20 protein-coding genes are annotated in these 22814 nt (G+C 73.6%); 13 read left to right on the top strand and 7 right to left on the bottom strand.

Annotation, left to right across the window (positions count from 1 at the left end; translation table 11 throughout):
- Positions 1-95 precede the first annotated feature (95 nt).
- Entirely contained in the window at positions 96-1646 is a 1551-nt protein-coding gene (locus WMF46_RS20375) for a protein kinase domain-containing protein (RefSeq protein WP_437987127.1), read from the top strand.
- Positions 1647-1784: 138 nt separating this feature from the next.
- Positions 1785-2675 (top strand): nucleotidyltransferase family protein, encoded by an 891-nt coding sequence (locus WMF46_RS20370; protein WP_437987126.1) that lies wholly within the window; start codon positions 1785-1787, stop codon positions 2673-2675.
- A gap of 43 nt (positions 2676-2718) precedes the next feature.
- Here WMF46_RS20370 and WMF46_RS20365 read toward each other — a convergent pair whose 3' ends face one another.
- The 3 genes from WMF46_RS20365 to WMF46_RS20355 form a co-directional block, all read right to left on the bottom strand.
- On the bottom strand, positions 2719-3015 hold the full coding sequence (locus WMF46_RS20365; protein WP_437987125.1) for a hypothetical protein: 297 nt from the start codon (positions 3013-3015) through the stop codon (positions 2719-2721).
- Entirely contained in the window at positions 3012-4577 is a 1566-nt protein-coding gene (locus WMF46_RS20360; RefSeq protein ID WP_437987124.1) for a phytoene desaturase family protein, read from the bottom strand. Before WMF46_RS20360 ends, WMF46_RS20365 begins: the two co-directional genes overlap by 4 nt.
- Positions 4578-4818: 241 nt before the next feature.
- Positions 4819-5913, bottom strand: coding sequence for a DUF72 domain-containing protein (locus WMF46_RS20355; protein ID WP_437987123.1), 1095 nt, complete (start codon positions 5911-5913; stop codon positions 4819-4821).
- Between the two features lie 123 nt (positions 5914-6036).
- On the opposite strand from WMF46_RS20355, the gene WMF46_RS20350 reads away from it, so the two are divergent.
- Entirely contained in the window at positions 6037-7317 is a 1281-nt protein-coding gene (locus tag WMF46_RS20350) for a hypothetical protein (protein WP_437987122.1), read from the top strand.
- A complete protein-coding gene (locus WMF46_RS20345) occupies positions 7314-7952 on the top strand; it encodes an ATP-binding cassette domain-containing protein (RefSeq protein WP_437987121.1) in 639 nt (212 codons plus the stop codon). Before WMF46_RS20350 ends, WMF46_RS20345 begins: the two co-directional genes overlap by 4 nt.
- A 42-nt stretch (positions 7953-7994) precedes the next feature.
- Here WMF46_RS20345 and WMF46_RS20340 read toward each other — a convergent pair whose 3' ends face one another.
- Both WMF46_RS20340 and folD read right to left on the bottom strand, forming a co-directional pair.
- A complete protein-coding gene (locus WMF46_RS20340; protein ID WP_437987120.1) occupies positions 7995-8747 on the bottom strand; it encodes a class I SAM-dependent methyltransferase in 753 nt (250 codons plus the stop codon).
- Between the two features lie 2 nt (positions 8748-8749).
- On the bottom strand, positions 8750-9613 hold the full coding sequence (gene folD / locus WMF46_RS20335; RefSeq protein WP_437987119.1) for a bifunctional methylenetetrahydrofolate dehydrogenase/methenyltetrahydrofolate cyclohydrolase FolD: 864 nt from the start codon (positions 9611-9613) through the stop codon (positions 8750-8752).
- Between the two features lie 145 nt (positions 9614-9758).
- Here folD and WMF46_RS20330 point away from each other — a divergent pair, with 145 nt between their 5' ends.
- Complete coding sequence (locus tag WMF46_RS20330) at positions 9759-11141, top strand: nicotinate phosphoribosyltransferase (protein WP_437987118.1); 1383 nt, start codon at positions 9759-9761, stop codon at positions 11139-11141.
- A gap of 66 nt (positions 11142-11207) precedes the next feature.
- On the top strand, positions 11208-11891 hold the full coding sequence (locus WMF46_RS20325) for a cysteine hydrolase family protein (RefSeq protein WP_437987117.1): 684 nt from the start codon (positions 11208-11210) through the stop codon (positions 11889-11891).
- A gap of 54 nt (positions 11892-11945) precedes the next feature.
- Here the strand turns inward: WMF46_RS20325 and WMF46_RS20320 are convergent, their stop codons facing one another.
- Positions 11946-13949, bottom strand: a complete 2004-nt coding sequence (locus tag WMF46_RS20320; protein ID WP_437987116.1) for a putative bifunctional diguanylate cyclase/phosphodiesterase — start codon at positions 13947-13949, stop codon at positions 11946-11948.
- 298 nt (positions 13950-14247) lie between these two features.
- Here WMF46_RS20320 and coaE point away from each other — a divergent pair, with 298 nt between their 5' ends.
- The 5 genes from coaE to WMF46_RS20295 all read left to right on the top strand — a co-directional run bounded on the left by coaE (position 14248) and on the right by WMF46_RS20295 (position 17990).
- A complete protein-coding gene (gene coaE, locus WMF46_RS20315) occupies positions 14248-14898 on the top strand; it encodes a dephospho-CoA kinase (protein ID WP_437987115.1) in 651 nt (216 codons plus the stop codon).
- 41 nt (positions 14899-14939) lie between these two features.
- Complete coding sequence (locus WMF46_RS20310; protein ID WP_437987114.1) at positions 14940-16514, top strand: ribonuclease H-like domain-containing protein; 1575 nt, start codon at positions 14940-14942, stop codon at positions 16512-16514.
- Positions 16515-16638: 124 nt separating this feature from the next.
- Positions 16639-17289 (top strand): DUF72 domain-containing protein, encoded by a 651-nt coding sequence (locus WMF46_RS20305; RefSeq protein WP_437987113.1) that lies wholly within the window; start codon positions 16639-16641, stop codon positions 17287-17289.
- A gap of 169 nt (positions 17290-17458) precedes the next feature.
- Positions 17459-17686: an addiction module protein gene (locus WMF46_RS20300; protein WP_437987112.1), complete on the top strand. Its 228-nt coding sequence runs from the start codon at positions 17459-17461 to the stop codon at positions 17684-17686.
- Between the two features lies 1 nt (position 17687).
- Complete coding sequence (locus tag WMF46_RS20295) at positions 17688-17990, top strand: type II toxin-antitoxin system RelE/ParE family toxin (protein WP_437987111.1); 303 nt, start codon at positions 17688-17690, stop codon at positions 17988-17990.
- Positions 17991-18035: 45 nt separating this feature from the next.
- On the opposite strand, the gene lnt is transcribed toward WMF46_RS20295, so the two are convergent.
- The gene (gene lnt / locus WMF46_RS20290; RefSeq protein ID WP_437987110.1) at positions 18036-19751 is read right to left on the bottom strand and encodes an apolipoprotein N-acyltransferase; all 1716 of its coding nucleotides are present in this window, start codon (positions 19749-19751) and stop codon (positions 18036-18038) included.
- Between the two features lie 456 nt (positions 19752-20207).
- Here lnt and WMF46_RS20285 point away from each other — a divergent pair, with 456 nt between their 5' ends.
- Both WMF46_RS20285 and WMF46_RS20280 read left to right on the top strand, forming a co-directional pair.
- On the top strand, positions 20208-21479 hold the full coding sequence (locus WMF46_RS20285) for a hybrid sensor histidine kinase/response regulator (RefSeq protein ID WP_437554086.1): 1272 nt from the start codon (positions 20208-20210) through the stop codon (positions 21477-21479).
- A complete protein-coding gene (locus tag WMF46_RS20280) occupies positions 21479-22651 on the top strand; it encodes a cysteine desulfurase family protein (RefSeq protein WP_437987109.1) in 1173 nt (390 codons plus the stop codon). Before WMF46_RS20285 ends, WMF46_RS20280 begins: the two co-directional genes overlap by 1 nt.
- Positions 22652-22814 lie beyond the last annotated feature (163 nt).

Genomic DNA, 22814 nt, shown 5'->3' with positions numbered 1-22814 from the left:
TTCCGGCACACCAGCTGCCCGCCTCACCTCGGGAGGCGCGAACGGCGACCGGACAAGGCCGGTCCGATCTATGCTCCCAGGGCCGCGATCACCCCATGGATCCGCCGAGCCTCGCGCAGCTCCGACCCGACACGCCTTTCCATGGGCGGTACCGCGTCGTGCGCCCCATCAAGACGGGCGGGATGGGGGCGGTGTACGAGGTCGTGGACGTGGTCACGGACCGCCGCCGGGCGCTCAAGGTGATGCTCCCCGGCTCCATCCAGGACCCGGCCCAGCGCGCGCGGTTCGCCCAGGAAGCCAAGATCACGGGCGGGATCGAGAGCGACCACATCGTTCACATCTCCGATGCCGGCATCGACGCCGACTCGGGGATGCCGTTCCTCGTCATGGACCTGCTCCAGGGCGAGGAGCTCGCGAGCCTGTCGGCGCGCCGCGGCCCGCTGCCGCCGGCCGAGGTGGTGCTCTACCTGGGCCAGGTCGCGCGCGCGCTCGACAAGATGCACGCCGCGGCCATCATCCACCGGGACCTCAAGCCGGCGAACCTCTTCCTGACGAGGCGGGACGACGGCTCCCCGTGCGTAAAGGTTCTAGATTTCGGGCTGGCGAAGGTCGTGGCGCATCGCAGCATGGCGGACCGCACGGCGATGGTCGGGACGCCCCTCTACATGGCGCCCGAGCAGATCCGCGGCGACGTCGCCGTCGGGCCGAAGACCGACATCCATGCGCTCGCGCATGTCGCCTTCGCGCTGCTCGTGGGCAGCCCGTACTGGCTGACCGAGGCCAACGTCCTGCCGTCGGTCTACGCGCTCCTCCAGCGGATGGTGGCGGGGTTGCCCGAGCCTCCGAGCGCCCGCGCCGCGCGGCGCCGTAGCAGCATCCGGCTGCCGCCCGCCTTCGACGCGTGGTTCCAGCAGGCGACCGCGATCGACCCGAAGGACCGCTTCGAGCGCGCCACGGCGGCCGTCACGCTGATGGCGGAGGCGCTCGGCGCGCCCGCCCCGTCGACGCCGCCCCCGCCCGAGCGGCCCACGAACCCGCCGCCGTCATCCCGCCGCGGGGTCGAGAGCCGCGGGGGCGAGGCGGACGACCGGCGCGCCGCCGACGATCGGCGCGCCAGCTCGCCGTCGGACCCCGGGCCGAAGCCTCCGGAGCCAGGGCCCAAGGCCGGCGAGCCACGCCAGCGCGACGAGGACCTCGCCGCGGTCGTCCACGAGGAGCGGCTCCGGGCCTTCCTGAAGAAGGAGGTGCAGCGCGCCAAGGAGCAGCGGACGAGGAGGCTCTCGCTGCTGCTGCTCAGCGTGGAGGGGCTCCAGGGCGTCGAGGAGACGCAGGGCCGAGCCGGGGTCGATCGCATCCTCGGCGATCTCGCGCGCATCGTCAGGATCTACGTGCCGGAAGGCGGGCTGCTCGGGCGCTACCGCCGCGACACCCTCGCGATCGTCTGCCCCGGGATCGGCCGGACGCGGGCGTCCGCGTTCGCGAAGGTGCTCGGCGAGAAGGTGCGCCAGCACCGCTTCCGGCGAGCGGCCACGACGCCTTTTCGGATGACCCTCCGCATCGGCGTCGCGCACGTGGAGGAGGGGGACGCGACGGGGCACGAGCTGCTCGAGCGCGCGGCGCGGGGGCTGCCCGAGCGGGGGGAGTGAGCTGAACGAGGGATCGGGCCGATGGCCGAGATCTCCGCTGGCGCCGTCGCACAGTCGCACAGTCGCACAGTTGCGCGGTCGCGCCGTAGCGACCTCGATTTCTTGAACGTTCCCCGTGAAGGGGTGATCCTCGCGGCCATGGCCTCTGCCATGATCCTCGCGGCGGGGCTCGGGACCCGGCTCCGCCCGCTCACGGACGAGATGCCGAAGCCGCTCCTTTGGCTCGGCGATCGGCCGCTCATCGCGCACATCGCCGAGCGGCTCGCCGCGGGCGGTGTCGTCCGCGTCGCGGTGAACAAGTCCCACCTCGCGGAGCGATTCTCGCGCGATCTGCTCGCGGCGTTCCCGATGTCCGTCGAGGTGCTGCACGAGCCGGAGCCCCGCGGCACCGCCGGGGGCCTCGCGAACGCGGCGGGCGCGCTCGGCGAGGGCGACGTGGTCCTCTGGAACGGCGACATCCTGATCGATCTCGATGTGGCGGCGCTCTCGGCGGCGCACGGCCATCACGGCGCGGGCGCGACGCTCGCGGTCGCGCCGCGGCCGGCCGGGGAAGGGACGGTCGGCGTCGGCGCGCGGGGCGAGGTGGTGCGGCTCCGCGGCGAGCGCTTCGGCGACGAGGTCGCGGGCGGCGACTTCGTGGGCGTGCACGTGATCGGCGAGGCGCTACGGCGAAGGCTGCCGCCGCGCGGGTGCATGGTGGGCGACGTGTACCTGCCGTGGCTGCGCGAGGGGCGCTCGCTCGCGACGTTCGCGGCGCCCGCCGTGTGGCACGACATCGGAACGGTGGCCGCGTACCTGGCGGCGAGCGCGCGCTGGCTCTCGCAGCGCGGGCTGCGGAGCTACGTCGGCCCGGGGGCGTTCGTCGCGGAGGGCGTGGACGTGGCGGGCAGCGTGGTCGGCGCGGGGGCGCGGGTCGAGGGGGCCGGCGCGCTGCGCGGGTGCGTGGTGTGGCCGGGCGCGCTGGCCCGAGCGCCGCTCGAGCGGGCGGTGGTGACGACGAAGGGGACGGTCGCGCGCGCGGCCGTGTGAGCACGTGGGTGGAAAAGTCCCTGCGAGCAGGGAGGGGCGAGCTTCACCGCGCCGGTGCGTCGGGGCGATTCACGTAGTCGGTCGCAAACCTGCGGATCTCATCCGCTTTCCGGTGCTCGGACAGCTCGGGGTAGACACCCCAGAGGACGTCCTTGATGAAGACGCCGTACTCCGGAGTGCCAGGTCGGATGGATGGATGATGTCGCTCCAGGTACTCGCGCAGGATCACCTCCGCCTCGCTGATCGTCGGCGCGCCCTGCGAGCCGTCCGGAGCAGGCGGCTCCCTGCTGCACCCCGCCGCCACGGCGAGCGCTCCCATGGCCGCGAGGTGCAACTTCATTTCCCGAGGTCGGCGAGCGCGGCCTTCGCGGCGTTGTGCCCCGCCGCGCCGATGACCGACCCGGCCGGGTGCGTGCCCGCGCTGCACGAGTAGAGCCCGGCGAGCCCGAACCGGTAGGGCACGCGATCGGCGAAGCCGAAGCTGTTGTCGATGTGGTGGATGTGACCCTTCGTGATCCCGAAGTGCCGCTCGATGTCAGGCGGCGCGAGGGTGAACGTCTCCAGCACGAGATCGCTCATCCCGGGCGCGAAGCGATCGCAGATCGAGAGGAGGTGCTTCACGTAGCGCGGCGCGGCCTGGTCCCACGTCTCGCCGCCCGCGAGCGCATAGGGCACCCACTGCACGAAGAGCGCCGCGTTGTGGTGGCCCTCGGCGTCGCGCAGGCTCGGGTCGATCGGCGTGTGGAAGTACCACTCGATCGCGGGGAACTCCGGGAGGCGCCCGCTCATCGCGTCGCGGTGGGCCTGCCGCAGCGTGTCCATCACGACGTCCTCGTCCGGCAGGAGGTGGATGGTCGGCCCGAACTGCCCGCGGTCCTCCGGGAGGCACTTGAACGTGGGCAGGCCGGTCAGCGCCATGTTGACCTTGAGCGTTGAGCCGTCCTTCGCGAGCGCGTCGAGCCGCGCCGAGAGCGAGGCCCCGATCGCCGCCTCGCCGGCGAGCGCGCGGGTGCGGTACGGATCGGCGTTCGAGACGACCACCTTCGCGGCGATGCGCGTGCCGTCCTCGAGGAGCACGCCGGAGACGGCGCCCCCGGACGCCTCGATCCGCGCGACGCGGGCGCCGGTGACGATCGTCGCGCCCTCGGCCCTCGCCTTCTCGGCGAAGAGGCGGGAGATCGTGCCCATGCCGCCCTCGACGATCATCCAGGTCCCGTCGGCGCCGGGGAGGCGGCACATGTTGTGGATGAGGAAGTTCATGCCGGTGCCGGGCGACTCGAAGCCGCCCGCGAGCCCCGAGAAGGCGTCGGTCACGGCGTACATCGCCTTGAGAAGGTCGCTCTTCCAGCCGAACCGCGCGAGGTAGTCGGAGATCGTGCCCCGGCAGAGCGCCACGAACGTCTGCCGGAGGGCGGGCCGCACGTAACGCTCCGCCGTCTCCTCGATGGAGAGCGGCTCCGCGAGCCACGTCGGGGCGATGTCGTCCCGGAGCGCGGCGAGCTCGGCCTGGAGCGCGCTGTTCGCGTCCCAGTCGTCCTGGGAGAAGAACTCAAGGAACTGCCGCTTCATCGCGGCCTGGTCCGAGCCGAAGAGCAGGTAGCGCCGGTCCGTGGTCGGGAGGAAATAATGCGGATCGCGCCGACGGAGGGGGAGGGCGACGCCGACCTCGCGGAGCAGCTCGGGGGGGGCGAGCCCGAGCAGGTAGGCGCCGCTCGAGACGCCGAGGTTCGGCGCCTTCCGGAAGGGGTGCTCGGTCTTCACCGCGCCGCCGACCGCGTCCTTCTCCTCGAGCACCACCACGTCGAGCCCGCGGCGGGCGAGGAGGACGGCGGCGACGAGACCGTTGTGGCCGGCGCCGACGATGACCACATCGGCGCGGGCCGGAGCTTCACTGCGTTTCACTGGGCACCTCCAAGCGCTGTGCGCGTCCTCTGCCGCGGCCGGCGCGCCGGCGCTCGGGCCATGGCGCACGAGGTGTTGCACGGATGGTGGGGCGAGGAGAGCCCTTTTAGCGCGCGGTAGCGGGGAGGGGCGCGCCGCGCCGGCCCCGAGGCCGCCCGCACGGCGACCCTTTCCAGCCTGTCCTCTCCGCGGCGCTGGCGCGCGCGTCGCGCCGGCCCGCTCCGTCCTGCCCTGGTCGGGCTCACCCGCCGGCGGTCGTCGTGGGCGACGCGGGCGCGCGCCACGCCGCGGCGACCTCCTCGGCGATGGCGCGCACGGTCAGGGGCGCCGAGCCCTCGGCCTTGTTGTTCACGAGCGTGAAGCTCTCGATGCGCAGCGCCGCGGCCTCGCAGAGGATCCGCGCGACCTCCGCGCGCATCTCGGGATCCGGCTCGACCACCCGGTTGAACGGGTGGAACCGGCGCTTCTCCGCCTCGTAGCGGCGACCGGGCTTGAGCGAGAGCCGGACGACCGCGAACGGGGCGTTCGAGACGGGCACCACCTCGGCCTGGGCGCCGGGAGACGGCATGTTGCGCCAGTAGCTGTAGGCGTGGGCGACGCCGCGAGCGCCAAGGATCTCCCGGTACTCTCCGGTGAAATAGGCGCGCTCCCTGAGCTCGACCGCGCAGGAGAGCTCGCGCGGCAGCGCGCCGAGGAACGCGTCGAGCCGCTCGAAGAACGCGCGCGGCGGGAGCCGGTGGGGCGGGCCGACCGGGGGAAGCTCGAGCAGCACCGGCCCCGCGTGCGCCCGGAACACCGTGAGCAGCGGCGCGGCGACGCGCGAGAGGAAGAGCGGCACCGAGAGGAAATCCGGGTTCGGCTCGAGGCGAGCGGGGCCCGCGCTGCGCCCCTCGTCCTCGGTCGGCGGGGTCTGCGATCGCTCGAGCGTCTGGGACACGACGGCGTGCAGCGCCTTCGATACGCAGCGGAAGCCCTCCGGCAGCTGCGCTGCGTAACGGCGGAAGTCGCTGTCGGGGACGGGGGCGTAGAAGCTGCGGTCGATTCCGACCGTCGTGAGCAGCGGGTGCCGGGCGTACTCGGCGAGGCCGTCGCGCGCGAGCTCCTCCGTGCTCTGCCGCGCGGCGTAGACGAGGCCCTGCCAGCCGGGGAAGCTCCACGAGCTCGTGCCGAGGTGGAGCCCCGGCGGCAGCCGCGCCGCCAGGCGGGCGGCGTCGTCGTAGACCGCCGCCATCGCGTCGCGCTCGCGCGCCGCCTCGGCAGCGGCGGGCTCCGGCGCTGGACCGAACAGCGAGAGCTGCGATGGGTCGGGGCCACGGCGCCCAGGGGAGCGGCTCACCCGGTCGAGTCTACTGCTTCCGGCGCGCTCCGCGACACCGGCCACGCGGGCGGGGGACGACCGCCGCGCTGGCCATGCGCTTCCGCGGAGCATCCGGCCGGCCGTGCGGTACAAGCACGTGACGTGCTGCGCCGCTTCGCCCTCGTCGTGCGCGTCCTGGTCTCGACGGCCGGGAAGGACGCCTTTGCGCGCGCCATGCCACTGTACATGGGCATGGGCCTCGTCGCGGCGGTCGTGTTCGGCGGCAACGGGATGCACCCCTCGCAGCTCACGGGCATCGCGGGTGAGTCGCCCCTGTTCCGGGTCGCGCTGTGGGGGGCGTGGTTGCTCGTCGGGACGCCGGCGGCGCGCGCGCTGCTCCGCGCTCCGGCGACGTTCTTTCTCCGCGCGCTGCCGGTCCCGCGCCGGGAGCTGCTCTCGGCTCACGCGCTGCTCCTCGCCGTCGCGGAGCTCCCGTGGGTGGCGCTCTGGGCGATCGGCGCCGGCGCGCTCGCGGGCTGCGCCGCCGGCGCCGCGGCGCTCGCGGCGCGCTGCATGCTCCTCGCCCGTCCGCGCGGCGCGCGCGAACTCTCGGCCCTCGCGCTGCTCGCGGGCGCCATCGCGCTCGGGGCCCCGGCGTCGGTGCTGCTCGCGTGCACCGCGCCCGCGCTCGCCGTCGGGCTGCGCGCGGCCGTCGCCCGCGCGCCAGAGATCCCCGCCGGCCGCGAGCGCTCGATGATCCCACCGGCGGCGCCCGCGCTCGTCGCGCTCGCGCTCGGCTACCTGGCGGCGCTCGTCCGTGGCCACCGCGCGGTGCTCGTGCGGGGCCTCGCGCTCGCGGCGATCGGCGCGCTCGCCGCGGTGGCCTGGGCGCGGAACAGCGGGCGGTTCGGCGGCGGGCCGCTCGCCGCGGCGTCGCTCGTCGCGCTCGCGCCCGTCGCGCTCTGCGCGGGCGCTGGCCTCTCCGGTCCGGTCCTGCGCGAGGAGCGGCGGCTCGCGTGGCTCCTCGACGCGTGCGGCGCGGCGGCCGGGCTCCGCGCGGGCGCCGTCGTCGCGGCGGTGGCCGCGCCGCTCGTCGCGCTCGCGCTCGGGCACGGCGCGTTGGTCGGCGCGCTCACCGGCGCGGCCCCCTCGGTGACGTTGCGCCTGGTCGGTGGCGCGGGGCTCGCGGGGCTGCTCCTCGCCGCGATCGCGCTCGGCTGCGTCCGGTGGTCCGTGCGGCAGGACGGCCGCGACAGCAGCCGGGTGCTGCTCTCGGTGCTCGCGGCGATCGCGGCGTCGATCGCGGCCGCGTGGACGCTGGGCGATCTCGCGCTCGCGGCCTTCGCTCCGGCGGCCGCGCTGCTCGCGGGGCCGGCCGGGGCGCGCTGGCTCTCGCCGGGTCGCGGGCGCGGCGCGGCGGCAGGAGAGGGGAGGGCGCTGTGACGCTGGAGGCGACGGGGATCCACAAGCGGCTCTCGGGCAGGGACGTGCTCTCGGGCGTCGAACTCCGCTGCGGACCTTCGGAGGTGGCGGTCGTGATGGGCGAGAACGGCGCCGGCAAATCGACCTTGCTGCGGGTCGTCGTCGGGTTGCTGGAGCCCGATCGCGGCGCCGTGACGCTCTCGGGGGAGGCCGTCCACGGCGCCGCGGCCTCGGCGCGGCGCCGGCTCGGCTACGCGCCCGACGCGACCGAGGCGCTGCCCGATCTCCAGGTCGCGGAGCTCTGCGCCCTCGTGCGCGCGCTCAAGCAGGCGCCGCCGCTCGACGACGCGTGGCGCGCGTGGATCGAGCGGCTCGGCGCGGCCGCCTTCTACCGACAGCGGCTCTCCGGGCTGTCGTTCGGTCAGCGCAAGCGCGCGCTCCTTCTCGCGGCGCTGGTGGGCGATCCTTGGCTGCTCGTGATCGACGAGCCGACCAACGGGCTGGACGCCGAGGGGGCGCGCACGGTGCTGGAGCTCATCGAGCAGCGCCGCGCGGAGGGGAAGGCGACGCTCCTCACGACGAACGACGCGGTCTTCGCGGCGGCGATCGGGGGGCACGTGCGCCGGCTGAACGGAGGGCGGCTCGGCGCGGAGTAAGCGGCGCCTCGGCCCGTGAGGCGCCGCGCCTCCGGACGCCGCCTACCGGCCGGGCTGCCCCTCCTCGCGGCCCGGAGGGTGCGGCAGCAGCTGCAGCACCCGCGTCTCGCGCTGCTCGCGACCTTCGAGATCGAGCGACGTGGGGACCTGGTACCGCGCGAGCTCCTCGACCGCCTCCGAGGGGCAATAGGCGCGCCCGGGATCGCCGACGATCACCGCGGTGGCGCGCGCGGCCTTCTGGCGCAGCCACGGGAGCACGCGGTCGACCATCGCGCGCTCGTAGCAGACGTCGCCCGCCACGATGACGTCCCACGCGGGCGTCGCGGCGCTCGCCGTGAGATCCTCGGTGATCACGTCGACGGTGACGCCGTTCAGGGCCGCGTTCAGCCGGAGCGCCGCCGCGGCGAACGGATCGATGTCGGCGGCGCTCACGCGCGCGGCGCCGGCGAGCACCGCGGCGATCGCGACGACTCCGCCGCCGGAGGCGAGGTCGAGGACGCGCTTGCCCGAGACCGTCGCGGGATGATCGAGGAGGTACCGCGCGAGCGCCTGCCCGCCCGCCCACGCGAACGCCCAGTACGGCGGCGGCACGCCCGCGCGCGCGAGCGCCGCCTCGGTCGCGTGCCAGAGCGGCGTGACCTCGGTCGCCAGGTGGAGCTTGATCTCGGGCACGAACGGCGGGCAGGCGACGGCCGTCTCGCGCGCGACGAACGCCGCGGCGCGCTCGGCGGCGGAGGCGGCCTCCGCGTCGGCGTCGGGCTGCGGCGCGGGCGCGAGCCCGCTCGTCACGGCCATCGTTACCGCTTCGCGACGCGCGCTTCCGCCGCGCGCAGCGTCGTCTCGAGCAGCGAGGCGATCGTCATGGGGCCGACGCCGCCGGGCACCGGCGTGATCCAGGCGGCCCGCTCCCTGACGGCGTCGAAATCGACGTCGCCCACCAGCTTGCCCGCGTCGTCGCGGTTCATGCCGACGTCGAGCACCGTGGCCCCTTCCTTGATCCAGTCGCCGCCGATGAGCTTCGCCTTGCCCGCCGCCGCCACGAGGACGTCGGCCTCGCGGCAGAGCGCCTTCAGATCGCGCGTGCGCGTGTGGGCGATCGCGACCGTCGCGTTCCGCGCGAGCAGCAGCTGCGCCATCGGCCTGCCGACGAGGTTGCTCCGCCCCACCACCACCGCTCGGGCGCCGGCGAGCTCGACGCCCGCCTCGGCGAGCAGGCGCATGCAGCCGACCGGCGTGCACGGCGCGATGCCGCCCGGGCGGCCCATCGCGAGCAGCCCCGCGTTCACCGGGTGGAGGCCGTCGACGTCCTTCGCGGGATCGATGGCGTCGAGCACGGCGTGCGCGCGGATGTGCGCCGGCAGCGGCAGCTGGACGAGGATCCCGTCGACGGTGTCGTCCGCGTCGAGCTCCGCGATGCACGCGAGCAGCTCGACCTCGGTCGTCGCGGCCGGGAGCGCGCGGAGCCGTCCTCGAATGCCGACCTCGTTCGACATCCGCTCCTTGCTCCGCGTGTGCGTCACGCTGGCCGGGTCCTCACCGACGAGCACCACCTCGAGGCCGGGGGGCCGACCGTGGGCGGCCACGAAGCGCGCCACCCCCTCCCGCACCTCGTCGCGGACCTTCTGCGCGATCGCCTTGCCGTCCAGGATCTTCGCCGCCATGGCCGCGGAGCTTAGTCCAGCCGCGGCCGTCGCGGGGGGCTGCCCGCAGCGGCCCGGGGAGCGATCGTGAGGATGGCCGGCGCACCGCCTCACGCCACGCGATCTTCCGGTTGACCCGTACGTCCAGCGTCTCTAGCCATGATCTGTGGACGCGCTGCACACCGATCTCTACCAGCTGACCATGGCGGCGGGCTATTTCCACCGCGGCATGGCCTCGCGCGTCGCGACGTGCGAGCTCTTCGTTCGCCGCCTGCCCCGGCACCGGCGCTTCCTTGTCGCGATGGGCCTCGAGCGGGTCGTGCGCTACCTCGAGGAGCTCCGCTTCACCGAGGAGCAGATCGCCTACCTGAGCGCGCTTCCCGCCCTCGCGGACGCGATGACGCCGGCGTTCTGCGGCTACCTGCGGGACTTCCGCTTCCACGGCGACGTCTGGGCCATCCCCGAGGGGACCGCGTTCTTCGCGAACGAGCCTGTCCTGCGCGTCACGGCGCCGCTCATCGAGGCGCAGCTCATCGAGACGTTCGCCCTGTCCGCCATCAACCACGCCACCGCGATCGCGTCGAAGGCCGCGCGCGTCGTCCTGGCCGCCGGCGACGCGGGGGTCATCGAGTTCGGCAGCCGCAGGGCACACCCGGAGGCGGCGATCGACGCTGCGCGGGCCGCGTACGCGGTCGGCTGTGTCGGCACCTCCAACGTCGAGGCCGGGATGCGCTTCGGCATCCCTGTGCTCGGGACGGCCGCGCACATGTGGACAATGGCTCACCCGACGGAGCAGGCCGCGTTCGAGGCCTACGTCGCCGTCTTCCCGAGCGCGGCGATCCTGCTCGTCGACACCTACGACACGCTCGTCGGCGCGGCGCGCGCCGCGGCGATCGCGCGCGACAAGCTGAAGGGGGTCCGGCTCGACTCCGGCGACCTCGCCGCGCTCAGCGTGGCCGTGCGCAGGATCCTCGACGACGCAGGCTGCACGTCGGCGAAGATCGTCGCCTCGGGCGATCTGAACGAGCACCGCATCGCCGAGCTCCGGCGCGCCGGGGCGCCCATCGACCTCTACGGCGTCGGGACGGATCTCGTGACGTCGATCGACGCCCCGGCGCTGGGCGGCGTCTACAAACTCGTGGAGATCGGCGACGTCGAGCGGGGCGCGGGCGGAGAGCGCACGCCCATCGCGAAGTTCTCGGAAGGGAAGGCGACCCTGCCCGGCGCGCACCAGGTGCACCGCTTCCGCGATCGATCGGGGAAGCTCGCCCGCGACGTGATCGCGCTCGAGGGCGAGCCGATGAGCCCCGACGCCGAGCCGCTGCTCGCGCCCGTGATGGCGCGCGGCGCCCGGGTCGCGCCGCCCGAGGGGCTCGACGCCGTCCGGCTGCGCGCGCGCGCGCAGCTCGCCGGGCTCCCGGACGTGCTCCTCTCCATCGACGACGGGCCCGAGCGGGGCGCGCCCTTCGCGGCTGACGTGTCGCCGCGGCTCGGCGCGCTCGTGGAGGCGGTGCGCGCCCGCGTCGTCTCTGGCGCAGGCCAGCGGTAGCGAGCGAGTTCCCTGGCGTGTGCGGCCGCGAGAGGCCGCGCGCCCTCCACGACAGGAGACGACGACATGGCGAGCGGTAAATGGCCCCGACAATCTTCGCCCCCGAGGGTGTTCGTCGACGTCGACGTCCAGCGGGACTTCTGTGACGAGACCGGCGCCCTGTACGTGAAGGGCTCGCCGAACGCGCTGTTTCGGAGGCTCACCGAGCACGCCGTCGCGCACGGGATCCCCATCGTCGGCTCGGTCGACTCGCACGCGTGGGACGCGTGGGAGTTCGCGTCGAACGACACGCCGGCCCCCGAGGGCGGCAAGCCGGGCTTCCCTGACCACTGCGTAAAGGGGACGCCGGGCTGGCTGAAGGTCGAGGGGACGCTGCCGCCGCGCTACCGCTTCCTCCCCAACGTGGAGCGCGCGCCGATCGACCCGGTGGTGCGCGAGCTCGCGGCGCGCAGGAGCCACGCCGTCTACTTCGAGAAGGAGGTCTACAGCCTCTTCGCGAACCCGCTCGCCGAGGCGTTCCTGCGCGAGCTCGCCGCGGCGCTCGGCGACGCGCCGGAGCTCGTCGTCTACGGCGTGGCGACCGACTACTGCGTCCGCGCCGCCGCCCTCGGCCTCGCCCAGCGCGGCTACAGCACGGTGCTCCTGACCGACGCCGTCGCCGGCATCACCGAAGCCGGGGTCGCCGCCGCGCTCGCGGAGATGCAGGCCGCCGGCGTCACGCTCACGACGTCGTCGGCGCTGCTCTCCTAGGTAGGCGCCAGCGGATCGCGCGGCGAGCCCGAGCGGGCTCCCGCCGCGATCGCGTCAGCGGCCTTCCTGCGAGCCTGTCGTGTCCGGGATGCTCGGCTCGCCCTGGGCGCGCAGCGACCCGCACAGGTCCACGAGCGGCTGCGGCTTGTCGAAGTGCCACCCCTGCGCGTAGTGGATGCCCATCGACGTGAGCAGCTCGGCGATCTCCTGGTTCTCCACCTGCTCGGCGACGGTCTTGATGCCGAGCGTGTCGCCGATGCGGTGCACCGACTCCACGATCGCGCGGTGGAGCGAGTTGTCCTTCAGATCGCGCACGAACATGCCGTCGATCTTGACGTAGTCGACAGGCAGGCTCTCCAGGTAGCCGTACGACGCGTGCCCGCTGCCGAAGTCGTCGATCGCGAACCGGCACCCCATGGCGCCGAGCTCCTGCATGAACCACAGCACCTCGCCGAGGTTGGCGAGCGCCGCCGTCTCGGTGATCTCGAAGCAGATCTTGCTCGGCGGCACCTGCGCCCGGTGCAGCTGCTCGACGATGAAGTCGAGCAGGCCCTCGCGCAGCAGCGACACGCCCGACAGGTTGATCGAGCACGTGTCGAGGCGCCTCAGCGCGTGCTGCGGCAGCGCGCCGATGAGCCGGAACGCCTGGCGCGCGACGTAGCGATCGATCACGTGGATCAGGCCGCTCTGCTCCGCCGCCTGGATGATGCCGACCGGCGAGTAGAACCGGCCGTCCTCGCCGAGCTGCCGCACGAGCACCTCGAAGTGCGCGCCGCGGGGCGTGTGCGCCGCGCCCGGCTTGATGAGCGGGTGGATGCCCTGCGAGTAGAGCCGGAGCCGCCCCTCGGCGAGGTGGCGCTGCAGGCTCGCGACCCACTGCATCGAGCGCCGGCTCGTCGTCATCTGCTGGTCGTCGAGGTAGACCTGCAGCCTCCCGCGCCCGTTCTCCTTCGCGATGCGGCACGCGTGATCGGCGGCGCCGAGCACGTCGACGGCCCGCTCGAAGTGCGGGGTCAGCACCACGAGCCCGATGCTCGCGCCGATCGAGAACGTCTTCTCCGCCCACCCGAACCGGAACTCGAGCAGGCAGATCTGCAGGTCGCGCGCGATCCGCTCCGCTTCCCGCTCGTTCTTGTCCGCGAGCAAGAGGACGAACTCGTCGCCGCCGATCCGCCCGGCCGCGTCCTTCGGGCCGACGATCTCGTGCACGCGCGTCGCGACCCACTGGAGCAGATCGTCACCCGCCTCGTGCCCGCACGTGGCGTTCACGAGCCGGAAGCGATCCAGGTCGATGTAGCAGAGCGCGTACGGCGTGTTGTTCGCCCTGCAGTCGTTCAGCGCCTCCTCGATGCGATCGATGATCGCGTACCGATCGAGGAGCCGCGTCAGCGCGTCGTAGCGGGGCTTGGCCGGGTGGATCGGCAAGGGCCCCGGCGCGCCGAGCTCGCGGAAGAGGACGAGCTGCCCGGGGGCGGGCGGCGGCCTCGAGTCGCGCTGGCTCTCGCGCGTGGGCCGCCCCGTGAGCGTGCCGATCGTGTGGACGACGGGGATGACCGAGCCGTCGCGGCGCTCGAGCAGCGCGGTGTACCGCGCGGACGTCGGTCTACTCGCCGCAGCTGCCTCGGGCGCGGCGAGCGGCGCGCCCGGCGTGCGCAGCGCGCCCTCGTCGATGATCACCGGCGCGAGCGGCGCCACCGGCTCGCGCCGCGGCGTGAGCGCGGGCGGCGCAGCGGCCTTCGCCGGCGCGCCCTCGTCGAACAGCTCGGTCATCTCTCCGACGTCGATGTCCGGATCTCCGCTCGTCGTCCCCGCCGCCGGGATCAGCCGGAGCACGCGATCGAGCAGCGCGCCGCGCGCCTCGACGATCGACCAGCCGGTCAGCCGCTCCGCTGCACCGTTGACGCGCACCACGCGCTGCTCGGCGTCGACTTCGATCACGCCGACGTCGAGCTCGGACAGCCACGCGGCGACTTGCTTGTCCGGCGAGCCGCGGTGCGCGTCCGAGCGATCGAACGCGGCGTGCAGGCTCGACTCCGGCCGGTCATCGATCTTTGCCACCACCCCGTTATGGTAGTTGCATTCCCGGAGAAGCGGACTTCTTAAGCGCCGACGGCGAGGAAACTCGACGGTCGCAGACCCCCCTTGGAGGTAGGCTCGGGTCGTGGTGGTCACGAGGCGAGCAGGCGCTCCGGGCAGACGTGGGCGCCGGCGCAGGTTGCACCCTTCATCCGGCGCCGGCCGCGCTCGGCCGCAGGGTCGACAGAGGTAGGTGTTAACGCAATGCGTTGTGATGCTGGGTCGAGATCAGGCAGCGGAGAGGCGTGCTGGTCGCTCCAGGTAGGGGGTTGAGGCGGCCATGGGGATCGTCCTGTTCGGGCTCACCGGCGGCCTGGGCTCCGGCAAGAGCACGGTGGCGGCTCATTTTCGCGCGCGGGGGCTTCCGGTCATCGACGCCGACGCGCTCGCCCGCGAGGTGGTGGCGAAGGGCACCGAGGGGCTCGACGCGGTGGTGCGCGCCCTGGGCCCGGAGGTGGTCTCGCTGGACGGCTCGCTCGATCGCGCGCGCGTCGCCGCGGTGGTGTTCGCCGATCCGGACAAGCGCCGCCAGCTGAACGCGATCGTGCACCCGCGCATCACGGCGCTCACGCTGGAGCGCGCCGCCGAGCTCCAGGCGCAGGGCGAGCCGCTGGCCTGCTACGAGGCGGCGCTCCTCGTAGAGAACGGGGTCGCCGATGCGTTCCGCCCGCTCGTCGTGGTCGCTGTGCCCGAGGCGGTCCAGATCGCCCGCGCGATGGCGCGGGACGGCGCGGCCGAACACCACGTGCGCGCCCGGCTCGCCGCGCAGCTCCCGCTCGCCAGCAAGGTCGCGGTGGCCGACTACGTCATCGAGAACTCCGGCGATCGCGCCGCGACCGAGCGGCAAGCCGACGAGGTGCTCGCCTCGATCCGGGCGAAGCTCGGTGTCGGTCGCGGCGCCGCGCGGAAGGGGTCGGGCCAGGATCCCTGACGCGGCCTCCGCTGGACCACTGACTTGATGCGCAGTGCCCGGTGTGGAAACCTCGCGACCGGCCGATGACGTCGTTCAAGTCGAAGCTCGCGCGGCTCGGACCGCTCCCGGCGGAGCGCCGCGGCGCTCCGCCGCTCGCCCCCGCGCTGGCGCCGCTCGATCGCGGTCCCGCCGTGGACGGCGCCGTCCCCTCCGAAGCTCCTCCCGCACCGCCGGCCGCGGCGCCGGCTCCGACCGACGCGGCGCCGGCCGCGGTGGCGCCGGCCGCGGCGTCTGCATCGCCCTCGACGGGCGTCGCTCGACCGTCGCTCGACGATCTGCGCGAGCGCATCTCCCGCATCGTCGCCCGGGGCGCGCCGCCGACCCCCAGGGCCGATCCCGCGCGCGGCGAGCTCCCCTTCCATGTCGAGCAGACGCCGGGGGGGCCGCTCTATGCGAGCCGCACCCGCTCGCTCGCGGCGGCCCGCGTCGGCCGCGCGCCGCTCGTCGCCGCGCGCGACGCCGACCCGGCCATGCTCGCGCTCCTCTCGCTCGATCCGGGGCTCGCCGGCTGCGACGTGCGGCGGGCGCTGTTCCTCGATACGGAGACCACGGGCCTCGCGGGCGGCACGGGCACCGTGCCGTTCCTGATCGGCCTCGCCTGGTTCGACCCCGGGGCGGACAGCGCGGGGCCGCTCGGCGAGCCTCCGTCCGACGGCTTCGTCATGGAGCAGCTCCTCCTGCGCCGCCTCGGCGAGGAGGAGCCCATCCTGCGCCGCCTCGCCGAGCGCCTCGCCGGCGCCTCGATGATCGTCACGTACAACGGCAAGGCGTTCGACATGCCGCTCCTGCGCACGCGCTACGTGATGAACCGCCTGCCGCCGCCGCCGGAGCTGCCGCACCTCGATCTCGTCCACGTTGCGCGCCGCATCCACAAGGCCCGCCTGAAGAGCCGCACCCTCATCGCCCTCGAGCACGACGTGCTCGGTCGGGTGCGCGTCGGGGACGTGCCCGGTGGCGAGATCGTCGCGTGCTACGCCCACTTCCTGCGCACCGGCGACGAGGAGGCGCTGATCGGGGTCGTCGAGCACAACGCCGCCGACGTCCTCGCGATGGTCGCGCTGGTCGGCCTCTACGGCGAGCCGCTCGGCAGCCTCGCCGCCGGCGATCTCGCCGGGGCGGCCGCGACGCTGCGGCGGGCGGGCGCGCTCGAGCGCGCGGCCGAGCTCGCGGACGCGGCCGTCGAGCGCGGCGGCGGCGCGGTCGCGCGGCGGGCGCGCGGCGACATCGCGAAGGCGCGCGGGGACAAGGCGCGGGCGCTCGCGGACTACGAGGTCCTCGCGGCCGAGATCGACGATCCCTCGGTGCGCCTCGAGCTCGCGAAGCTCTACGAGCACCACGTGCGCTCCTTCGCCCGCGCCCTCGAGCTGGCCGACCAGGGCACCGCGGAGCCCGAGCCGGCGCAGGCCCGCCGCCGGGCCCGCCTGCAGCGCAAGGTCGATCGCAGCGCCGCGGCGCTCGCGCTGCCGTTCGGGCAAGCCGCTGGCGCGGGCGCGGTCGACGGCGCTCCTGCGCGCCCGTGCTCTGAGCCAGCGGCGCCGCGGCGCGAGGGGGACGCGAGGGGGAGGGAGGAGTGAGCGGGCATGCACTGCGTCCACCACGTCCTCACGCCCCCGCGTCGTTTGGGCGTCCAGGCGAGCCGATCGAGAAATCCATCGGTCTGGCTTCTCGCCAGCGCGCGCGTGGGCTAGGGTGGGGGCGATGATTACCGTCGGCTGCGCCGGTTTTCCCGTCCCAGCGACGCGCTATTTCCGCGAGTTCATGTTCGTGGAGGTGCAGGAGACCCATGTGTCCCTCCCGGGACCTGGAACGATCCGGCGCTGGCGGCGCGAAGCTCCAGGCGGCTTTCGCTTCGCCCTCCTCGGTCCGCGCGAGATCGGGCAGGAGGGTTTTCGGGACGGCAAGGTGATCGAGACGGCGCTCAAGAGCATCGAGGCGGTCGCGGATGAGCTCGAGGCGAAGCTCGCCGTCTTCGTCGGCCCCCCGGAGTTCACGCCGACGCGCGCGAACAAGGCCATCCTGCGCGAATTCCTCCTCAACGTGAAGAAGCGCTTCGAGCGCGTCGTCTTCGAGCCTCCGCCCGGGTGGGATCCGGACGAGTGCGACGAGCTCACCCAGGAGGTCGGCGCGCTCGCCGCGCGCGATCCGCTGAACGCGGGGCTCTCGCGGCTGAAGGTGGCCTACTACCGCCTGCACGGTCCCGCGGGGCACAAGTCCCGCTACGAGGATCCGGCGATCGAGCGGCTCGCGGAGATCGCGCGCGGCGCGAAGCACGACGACGCGACGTACGTGTTCACGAACGTCGACATGTTCGCCGACGCGAAGCGCTTCAAGAAGGCGATGAAGCTGTAGGGGTGCGCGTCCGCGAGCAAGGGACGCTCGCCAGCAGGTCCACGCGCGGACCAGCGTCTCTGCCATGCCCGCGAGCTATTGGATGGCTGGAGGGTGTGCACTCGGGCGTCCGCCTGCTCGGGTATCTGGCCCGAGCTGCGCGTCCGGCGGGTCTGCTACCCTGCGGCTCATGAGTCTGCCGGCCGAAGAGATCCTCGACGAGGCGATGAAGCTCCCCGAGAGCGAGCGGCGCGTCCTCGCCCTGCGGCTGCTGGAGAGCGTGGGCGACGAGTCACCGGAAGAGGTCGAGCGCGCATGGGCGGAGGAGGCCCGGGAGCGCCTCGACGACATCCGGGCGGGGCGCTCCAAGCCCGTGCCCTGGGAAGAGGCCCACGGTCGCATCTTCACGCGAGGCTGAGGTGCCCCGCCGTCCGGTCGTGCTCGCGACCGAAGCAGAGCGCGAGGCCCATGAGGCGTTCCTGTGGTACGCGGCGCGCGACCCGAGGGGCGCCGATCGCTTCGAGGCGCAGGTGCTCACGGTCTTCAGCCGCATCGCCGAAGCGCCTGAGCAAGGCCTCGAGATCGAGCCCGGCATCCGGCGCATGTTGCTCCACCGATTTCCTTACGGGCTGCTCTACGCCGTCGAGCCCGATCGCATCGTCGTGCTCGCAGTCATGCACCTCCGTCGCCGCCCCGGGAACTGGCGAGGCAGTGGCGCGTGAGCTCGGGCGAGGGCCGCGATGCAGCACGTCCCGGCGCCGCGCCGATCAGCCCTTGCCCCGCCCGAGCCGCCAGCGCTTCGGCCGCGTGAACAGCGCCATGGCGGCGCTCGCGGCCGCGGCGACGTACCACGGGATGTCCTTCACGGTCCCGTAGACGGTCTGCGCGCGCATGAACCGGGCCTCGCCGAGGAGCGACTGCTCCTTGAACGTGTCGCTGTGCGTGACGACCCGCCCGACCGGGTCGACGATCGCGGAGACGCCGCTGTTCGTCGCGCGCACGAGGTAGCGGCGGTGCTCGATCGAGCGCATCTTCGCGAGCGCGAGGTGGATCCACGGCTCCGTCGAGTCGCCGAACCAGGCGTCGTTCGTGAGGTTGACGAGGAGGTCGGGGTCGCCCTGGGCGACCAGCTTGTTCACGAAGTGCGGCAGGATGTCCTCGTAGCAGATCATCGCCGCGAGCCTGTGCCCGTCCCACTCGAGCGGAGCGAGCGACGTGCCGGAGCTGAAGCGGCCCGAGTTCGGCGACAGCTTGTAGAGGTACGGGAACATCTCGCCGAACGGGAGGTACTCGCCGAACGCGAGCAGGTACTGCTTGTCGTATCGACCGAGGATCTCGCCGTCCTTGCCGGCCATGAGCGCCGTGTTGAAGCTCACGCCGCGCTCGTTCCGGTCAGCCGGTAGCCGGTGGATGACCGTGCCGACCACCGTGGGGACGCCGAGGCGGCTCGTGAGCGACCGCTGGACCTCGCGCTGGTAGGCCGACTCCCGGAACGCTTGCGGCACGCCCGCCTCGCTCCACACGACGAGCTCCGCGCCCTGCTGCGCGAGCTCCCGGGTCCGGCTCACGTGGATCTTGAGCGCGTTGCGCCGGTCGAAGAGCGCGAGATTCGGCTGGACGATCCCGATCTTGATCGGCTCGGCCGCGGCGGCGGCCGCGTCCACGGCGCGGATCCTGAGGACGCCATACGCGGCGGCGAGCGCGGGGGCGGCGATCCCCACCGCGACGACCGCGCGGTTCAGCGGGCGACCACGTCGCGGCGGGCCGGCGTCGCGGCCGGCTTCGCCCGGCGCGGGGCTCGCGCGATCCAGCCGGAGCATCACGAGCTCGGCGATCGCGAGGTTCGCGGCGACAAGCACCAGGCCGACGAGGTAGGGGCCGCCGAGATCCGCGACCTGGCCCATCACCGGCGCGTTGTGGACCGACGCGCCGTAGTACCAGGGGAAGAGCAGCGGAAAGACGAGCTCGCTCGTCACGAACGCGAGCGCGAAGGCCACCGGGCCTGGCCATCCGCGCGCCTCGGCCCGCCCGTAGAGCCAGCCGCACAGGGCGATCCTCCCGGCCTGGTAGCCGCAGAGGATGGCCATGAAGAGCGCGCAGAGGATCGTGGGGAATCCGCTGAACACGCGCAGCATCTCGAGCAGCCAGTAGAAGCCGGTCATCGTCATGACGAAGCCGGCGATCCAGCCGAGCAGCGCCGCGCGTCCGGGCGTCTGTCCGCGCAGCGCGACGATCAGCGGGACGAGGCCGAAGAACGAGATCGGCCAGAGATCCATCCCAGGAAACCCGAGAAAGTAGAAGAGCCCGCTGAGGGCCGCGAGCGCATAGGCGAGGCGCGCGGGCAGCGCGCGTGCTGCTCTTCCCGCGCTCGCCGGGGGGTCGCCCGCGCTGCGCGGCGCGTCCGGCAGCGGGAGGCTGGCGGTCTCTCCACCCCCGGCGTCTGCGACGGCGGCCTCGCTCTCTTGCTGGTGCGCGGTCGTCATCGGGAGCGCCCGGGGAAGGGAAGGCAGCGCGCCGTCGTGACAGCGGCGCGGTGGAACCTGGAAGGGCCGAGCATGGCGGCCCCCGTATTGAAGGGACGCTGTCGCTCCGTCAACCCGCTCGGCGCGAGCCAGGCAACCCGCTCGGCGCGAGCCAGGCAACCCGCTCGGCGCGAGCCAGGCAACCCGCTCGGCGCGAGCCAGGCAACCCGCTCGGCGCGAGCCAGGCAACCCGCTCGGCGCGAGCCAGGCAACCCGCTCGGCGCGAGCCAGGCAACCCGCTCGGCGCGAGCCAGGCAACCCGCTCGGCGCGAGCCAGGCAACCCGCACCGCAAACGAGCGCTCCGAGCGGACGACCCCGGCGCTGGACGCGCCTGCGCAGCCTGGCCAGGCAGTGGAAGTTCGCGCAGAACGTGCCTGAACCCCCACGATCGCGACTACTATGCGCCCGCAGAGCCCATGTCGAAGATCCTTCACATCGAGGACGATCCCGCGAACCGCCTGCTCGTCCGCAAGCTGCTCCAGAACGCGGGCTACGAAGTCCTAGAGGCCGCCGACGGGCTCGAAGGGGTACGTCTCGCCTGTACGCAGCACCCCGACCTCGTCCTCGTCGACCTGAACATCCCCGGCCTCGATGGATTCGAGGTCACCCTGCGCCTGCGCGGCGAGGCGTCGCTCGCCGGCGTCCCCATCGTGGCGATCACCGCGGAGGGCGACCGGGACACGAGCCTCGCCGTCGGCTGTGACGGCTTCCTCCAGAAGCCGATCGACGCGCGCTCCTTCCCGTCGATCATCGCCCGCTACCTCAGCGGCGCGCGCGAGGAGCTCCCCGCGTCCCAGGGGCCGCTCCGGCTGCGCGAGCAGAGCCAGCGCATCGTCGCCCACCTGGAGCAGAAGGTGGCCGAGCTCTCGCGCGCCAACGCCCGGCTCCGCGAGCTCGACGCTGCGCGCACCGAGTTCTACCGCAACATCTCCCACGAGCTCGCGACCCCGATGACCCCGATCGTCGGGTACGTGAAGCTGCTCGCCGACGAGGAGCTCGGCCCGCTCAACAAGGCGCAGAAGAAGGCGCTCCTCGCGATGGAGGACTGCGTCCGCAGGCTCCGCTCGCTCATCGACAACCTCCTCGATGTCACCGGCATCGAGACGGGCCGGATGCGCTTCATGCACTCCGAGTACGATTTCCTCGACACCACCCGGCGCGCCCTCGCCCAGGTCGCCGACCGCTTCGCCGAGGGGAAGGTCCAGCTCGTCGAGGATCTGCCGCGCGGCCCGCTCCCCGCGTGGGGCGACGCAGGCCGCCTGCAGCGGGCGATGATCCAGCTGTTCGAGAACGCGGCGAAGTTCACGCCGGCGGGCGGCACCGCGGGCGTGCGGGTCACCGTGCTCCAGTCGGGGCACTACGAGCTCTGCGTCGCCGACAGCGGGCCCGGGGTCAAGGCGGACCGCCAGTCGCGCATCTTCGAGCCGTTCTATCAGGTCGACGGCTCGGCCACGCGCGCCTACGGCGGCGTCGGCGTCGGGCTCGCGATCGCGCGGCGCACCGCCCGGGGGCTCGGCGGCGACGTGCGCGTCGCGTCTCCCGGCAACGAGATCATCGAGGGAGAGACGCTGACCGGGGCCGCGTTCTACCTGACGGTCGCCCGGCGAGCGCCCTTCCAGGACGATGGCAGCTCCCCCGGGCGGCTCGGCCCGCCCTCGTCGCCTCCCACCGATCCCTCGTCCATCTGATGCACCCGGCCGCTCGCGCCATCTACCTCGACTGGAACGCCACGACGCCGCCGCACCCCGAGGTCCTGGCCGCGATGCAGTCCGCGGCGGAGGTGGCCTGGGCCAACCCCGCGAGCGTGCACGGACCCGGGCGTCGGGCGCGCGCGTTCATCGAGCAGGCGCGGGAGGCGGTCGCCCGGCTGACGGGCTTCGACGCGCGCGACGTGATCCTCACCTCGGGCGGCACCGAGGCCAACAACCTCGCGCTCTGCCACGCGTTCGACGAGCGATCCGGGGCGCTCGTCGTCTCGCGGATCGAGCACCCGTCGGTGACCCGCGCCGCCGAGGCGCTCGCCGGCCGCGGCGTGCACGTCGCGTGGATCGATCCCGAGCCGTCCGGCCGCGTCGCGCCGGAGGCGATCGCGGCCGCCGTGGATCGAGCGGCGGCCGTCGCGCCCGTGCGGCTCGTGAGCCTCCAGGCGGTGAACCACGAGACGGGGATCATCCAGCCGATCGCCGAGGCGGCGGCGATCGTCCACGCCCGCGGGGCGCGCCTCCATGTGGACGCCGTCCAGGCGGTGGGACGCCTCCCGCCGGAGGCGTGGGCCGGGGCGGATCTCGCGTCGATCGCGGCCCACAAGATCCGCGGGCCGAAGGGGATCGGCGCCCTCGCGTTCCGGCCGGGTATCCGCCTCCGGCCCGTCCTGCTCGGAGGCGCCCAGGAGCGCGGGTTGCGGCCCGGGACGCAGGACCCGCTCGCCGCGGCCGGCTTCGCCGTGGCCGCCCGGCGCGCAATCGGAGGTCCTGCCCGCTACGCAGCGCTCGCACCGCTCCGCGATCGCCTCGAGGCCGAGCTCGTCGAGATCGGGCGCGCGGCGGGCGCCGCGCCGATCCGCAACGGAGACGGCGACCGCGCCGCCCACATCACGAACCTCTCCTGGCCCGGCTGGCGCGGCGACGAGCTCTGCGCCGCGCTCGACCTGGAGGGGGTCGCCGTGTCCAGCGGATCGGCCTGCAGCGCCGGGACCGCCGAGCCTTCCCCGGTCCTCACGGCGATGCTCGGGCCAGAGCGAGCGGCGTCCGCCGTGCGCTTCTCGATCGGCGAGGACACGGCCGAGGCCGACCTCATCGAGGCCACGCGCCGCGTGGCCCGCGTGCTCTCCCGCCTGCGATCGCTTCGAGCCGGAAGCTGAGCCGATCCCGTCGCTTACCGGGAACCCGTCGATTCTTGAACCATCCCTCGAGCCATTCGGGATTAGCGCGCAGAGAAGGGTGAGTCCACAGGGGTATCTCTTCGCAGTGATTGAGCTTTTTGAGGGGGCTGTGGATTCTTTAGGTCGATCCATTGAATGGATC

This window comes from Sorangium sp. So ce117, from assembly GCF_051524395.1.
Classification (GTDB): domain Bacteria; phylum Myxococcota_A; class Polyangia; order Polyangiales; family Polyangiaceae; genus Sorangium; species Sorangium cellulosum_B.
This window is presented reverse-complemented; position numbering and strand designations above follow the sequence as displayed.

Coding starts and splice junctions, on each gene's coding strand:
- WMF46_RS20325 (WP_437987117.1), top strand. CDS start 11,208: ATGGCGAGCGGTAAATGGCCCCGACAATCTTCGCCCCCGAGGGTGTTC.
- WMF46_RS20285 (WP_437554086.1), top strand. CDS start 20,208: ATGTCGAAGATCCTTCACATCGAGGACGATCCCGCGAACCGCCTGCTC.
- WMF46_RS20370 (WP_437987126.1), top strand. CDS start 1,785: ATGGCCTCTGCCATGATCCTCGCGGCGGGGCTCGGGACCCGGCTCCGC.
- WMF46_RS20375 (WP_437987127.1), top strand. CDS start 96: ATGGATCCGCCGAGCCTCGCGCAGCTCCGACCCGACACGCCTTTCCAT.
- lnt (WP_437987110.1), bottom strand. CDS start 19,751: ATGACGACCGCGCACCAGCAAGAGAGCGAGGCCGCCGTCGCAGACGCC.
- WMF46_RS20365 (WP_437987125.1), bottom strand. CDS start 3,015: ATGAAGTTGCACCTCGCGGCCATGGGAGCGCTCGCCGTGGCGGCGGGG.
- WMF46_RS20300 (WP_437987112.1), top strand. CDS start 17,459: ATGAGTCTGCCGGCCGAAGAGATCCTCGACGAGGCGATGAAGCTCCCC.
- coaE (WP_437987115.1), top strand. CDS start 14,248: ATGGGGATCGTCCTGTTCGGGCTCACCGGCGGCCTGGGCTCCGGCAAG.
- WMF46_RS20340 (WP_437987120.1), bottom strand. CDS start 8,747: ATGGCCGTGACGAGCGGGCTCGCGCCCGCGCCGCAGCCCGACGCCGAC.
- WMF46_RS20305 (WP_437987113.1), top strand. CDS start 16,639: ATGATTACCGTCGGCTGCGCCGGTTTTCCCGTCCCAGCGACGCGCTAT.
- WMF46_RS20280 (WP_437987109.1), top strand. CDS start 21,479: ATGCACCCGGCCGCTCGCGCCATCTACCTCGACTGGAACGCCACGACG.
- folD (WP_437987119.1), bottom strand. CDS start 9,613: ATGGCGGCGAAGATCCTGGACGGCAAGGCGATCGCGCAGAAGGTCCGC.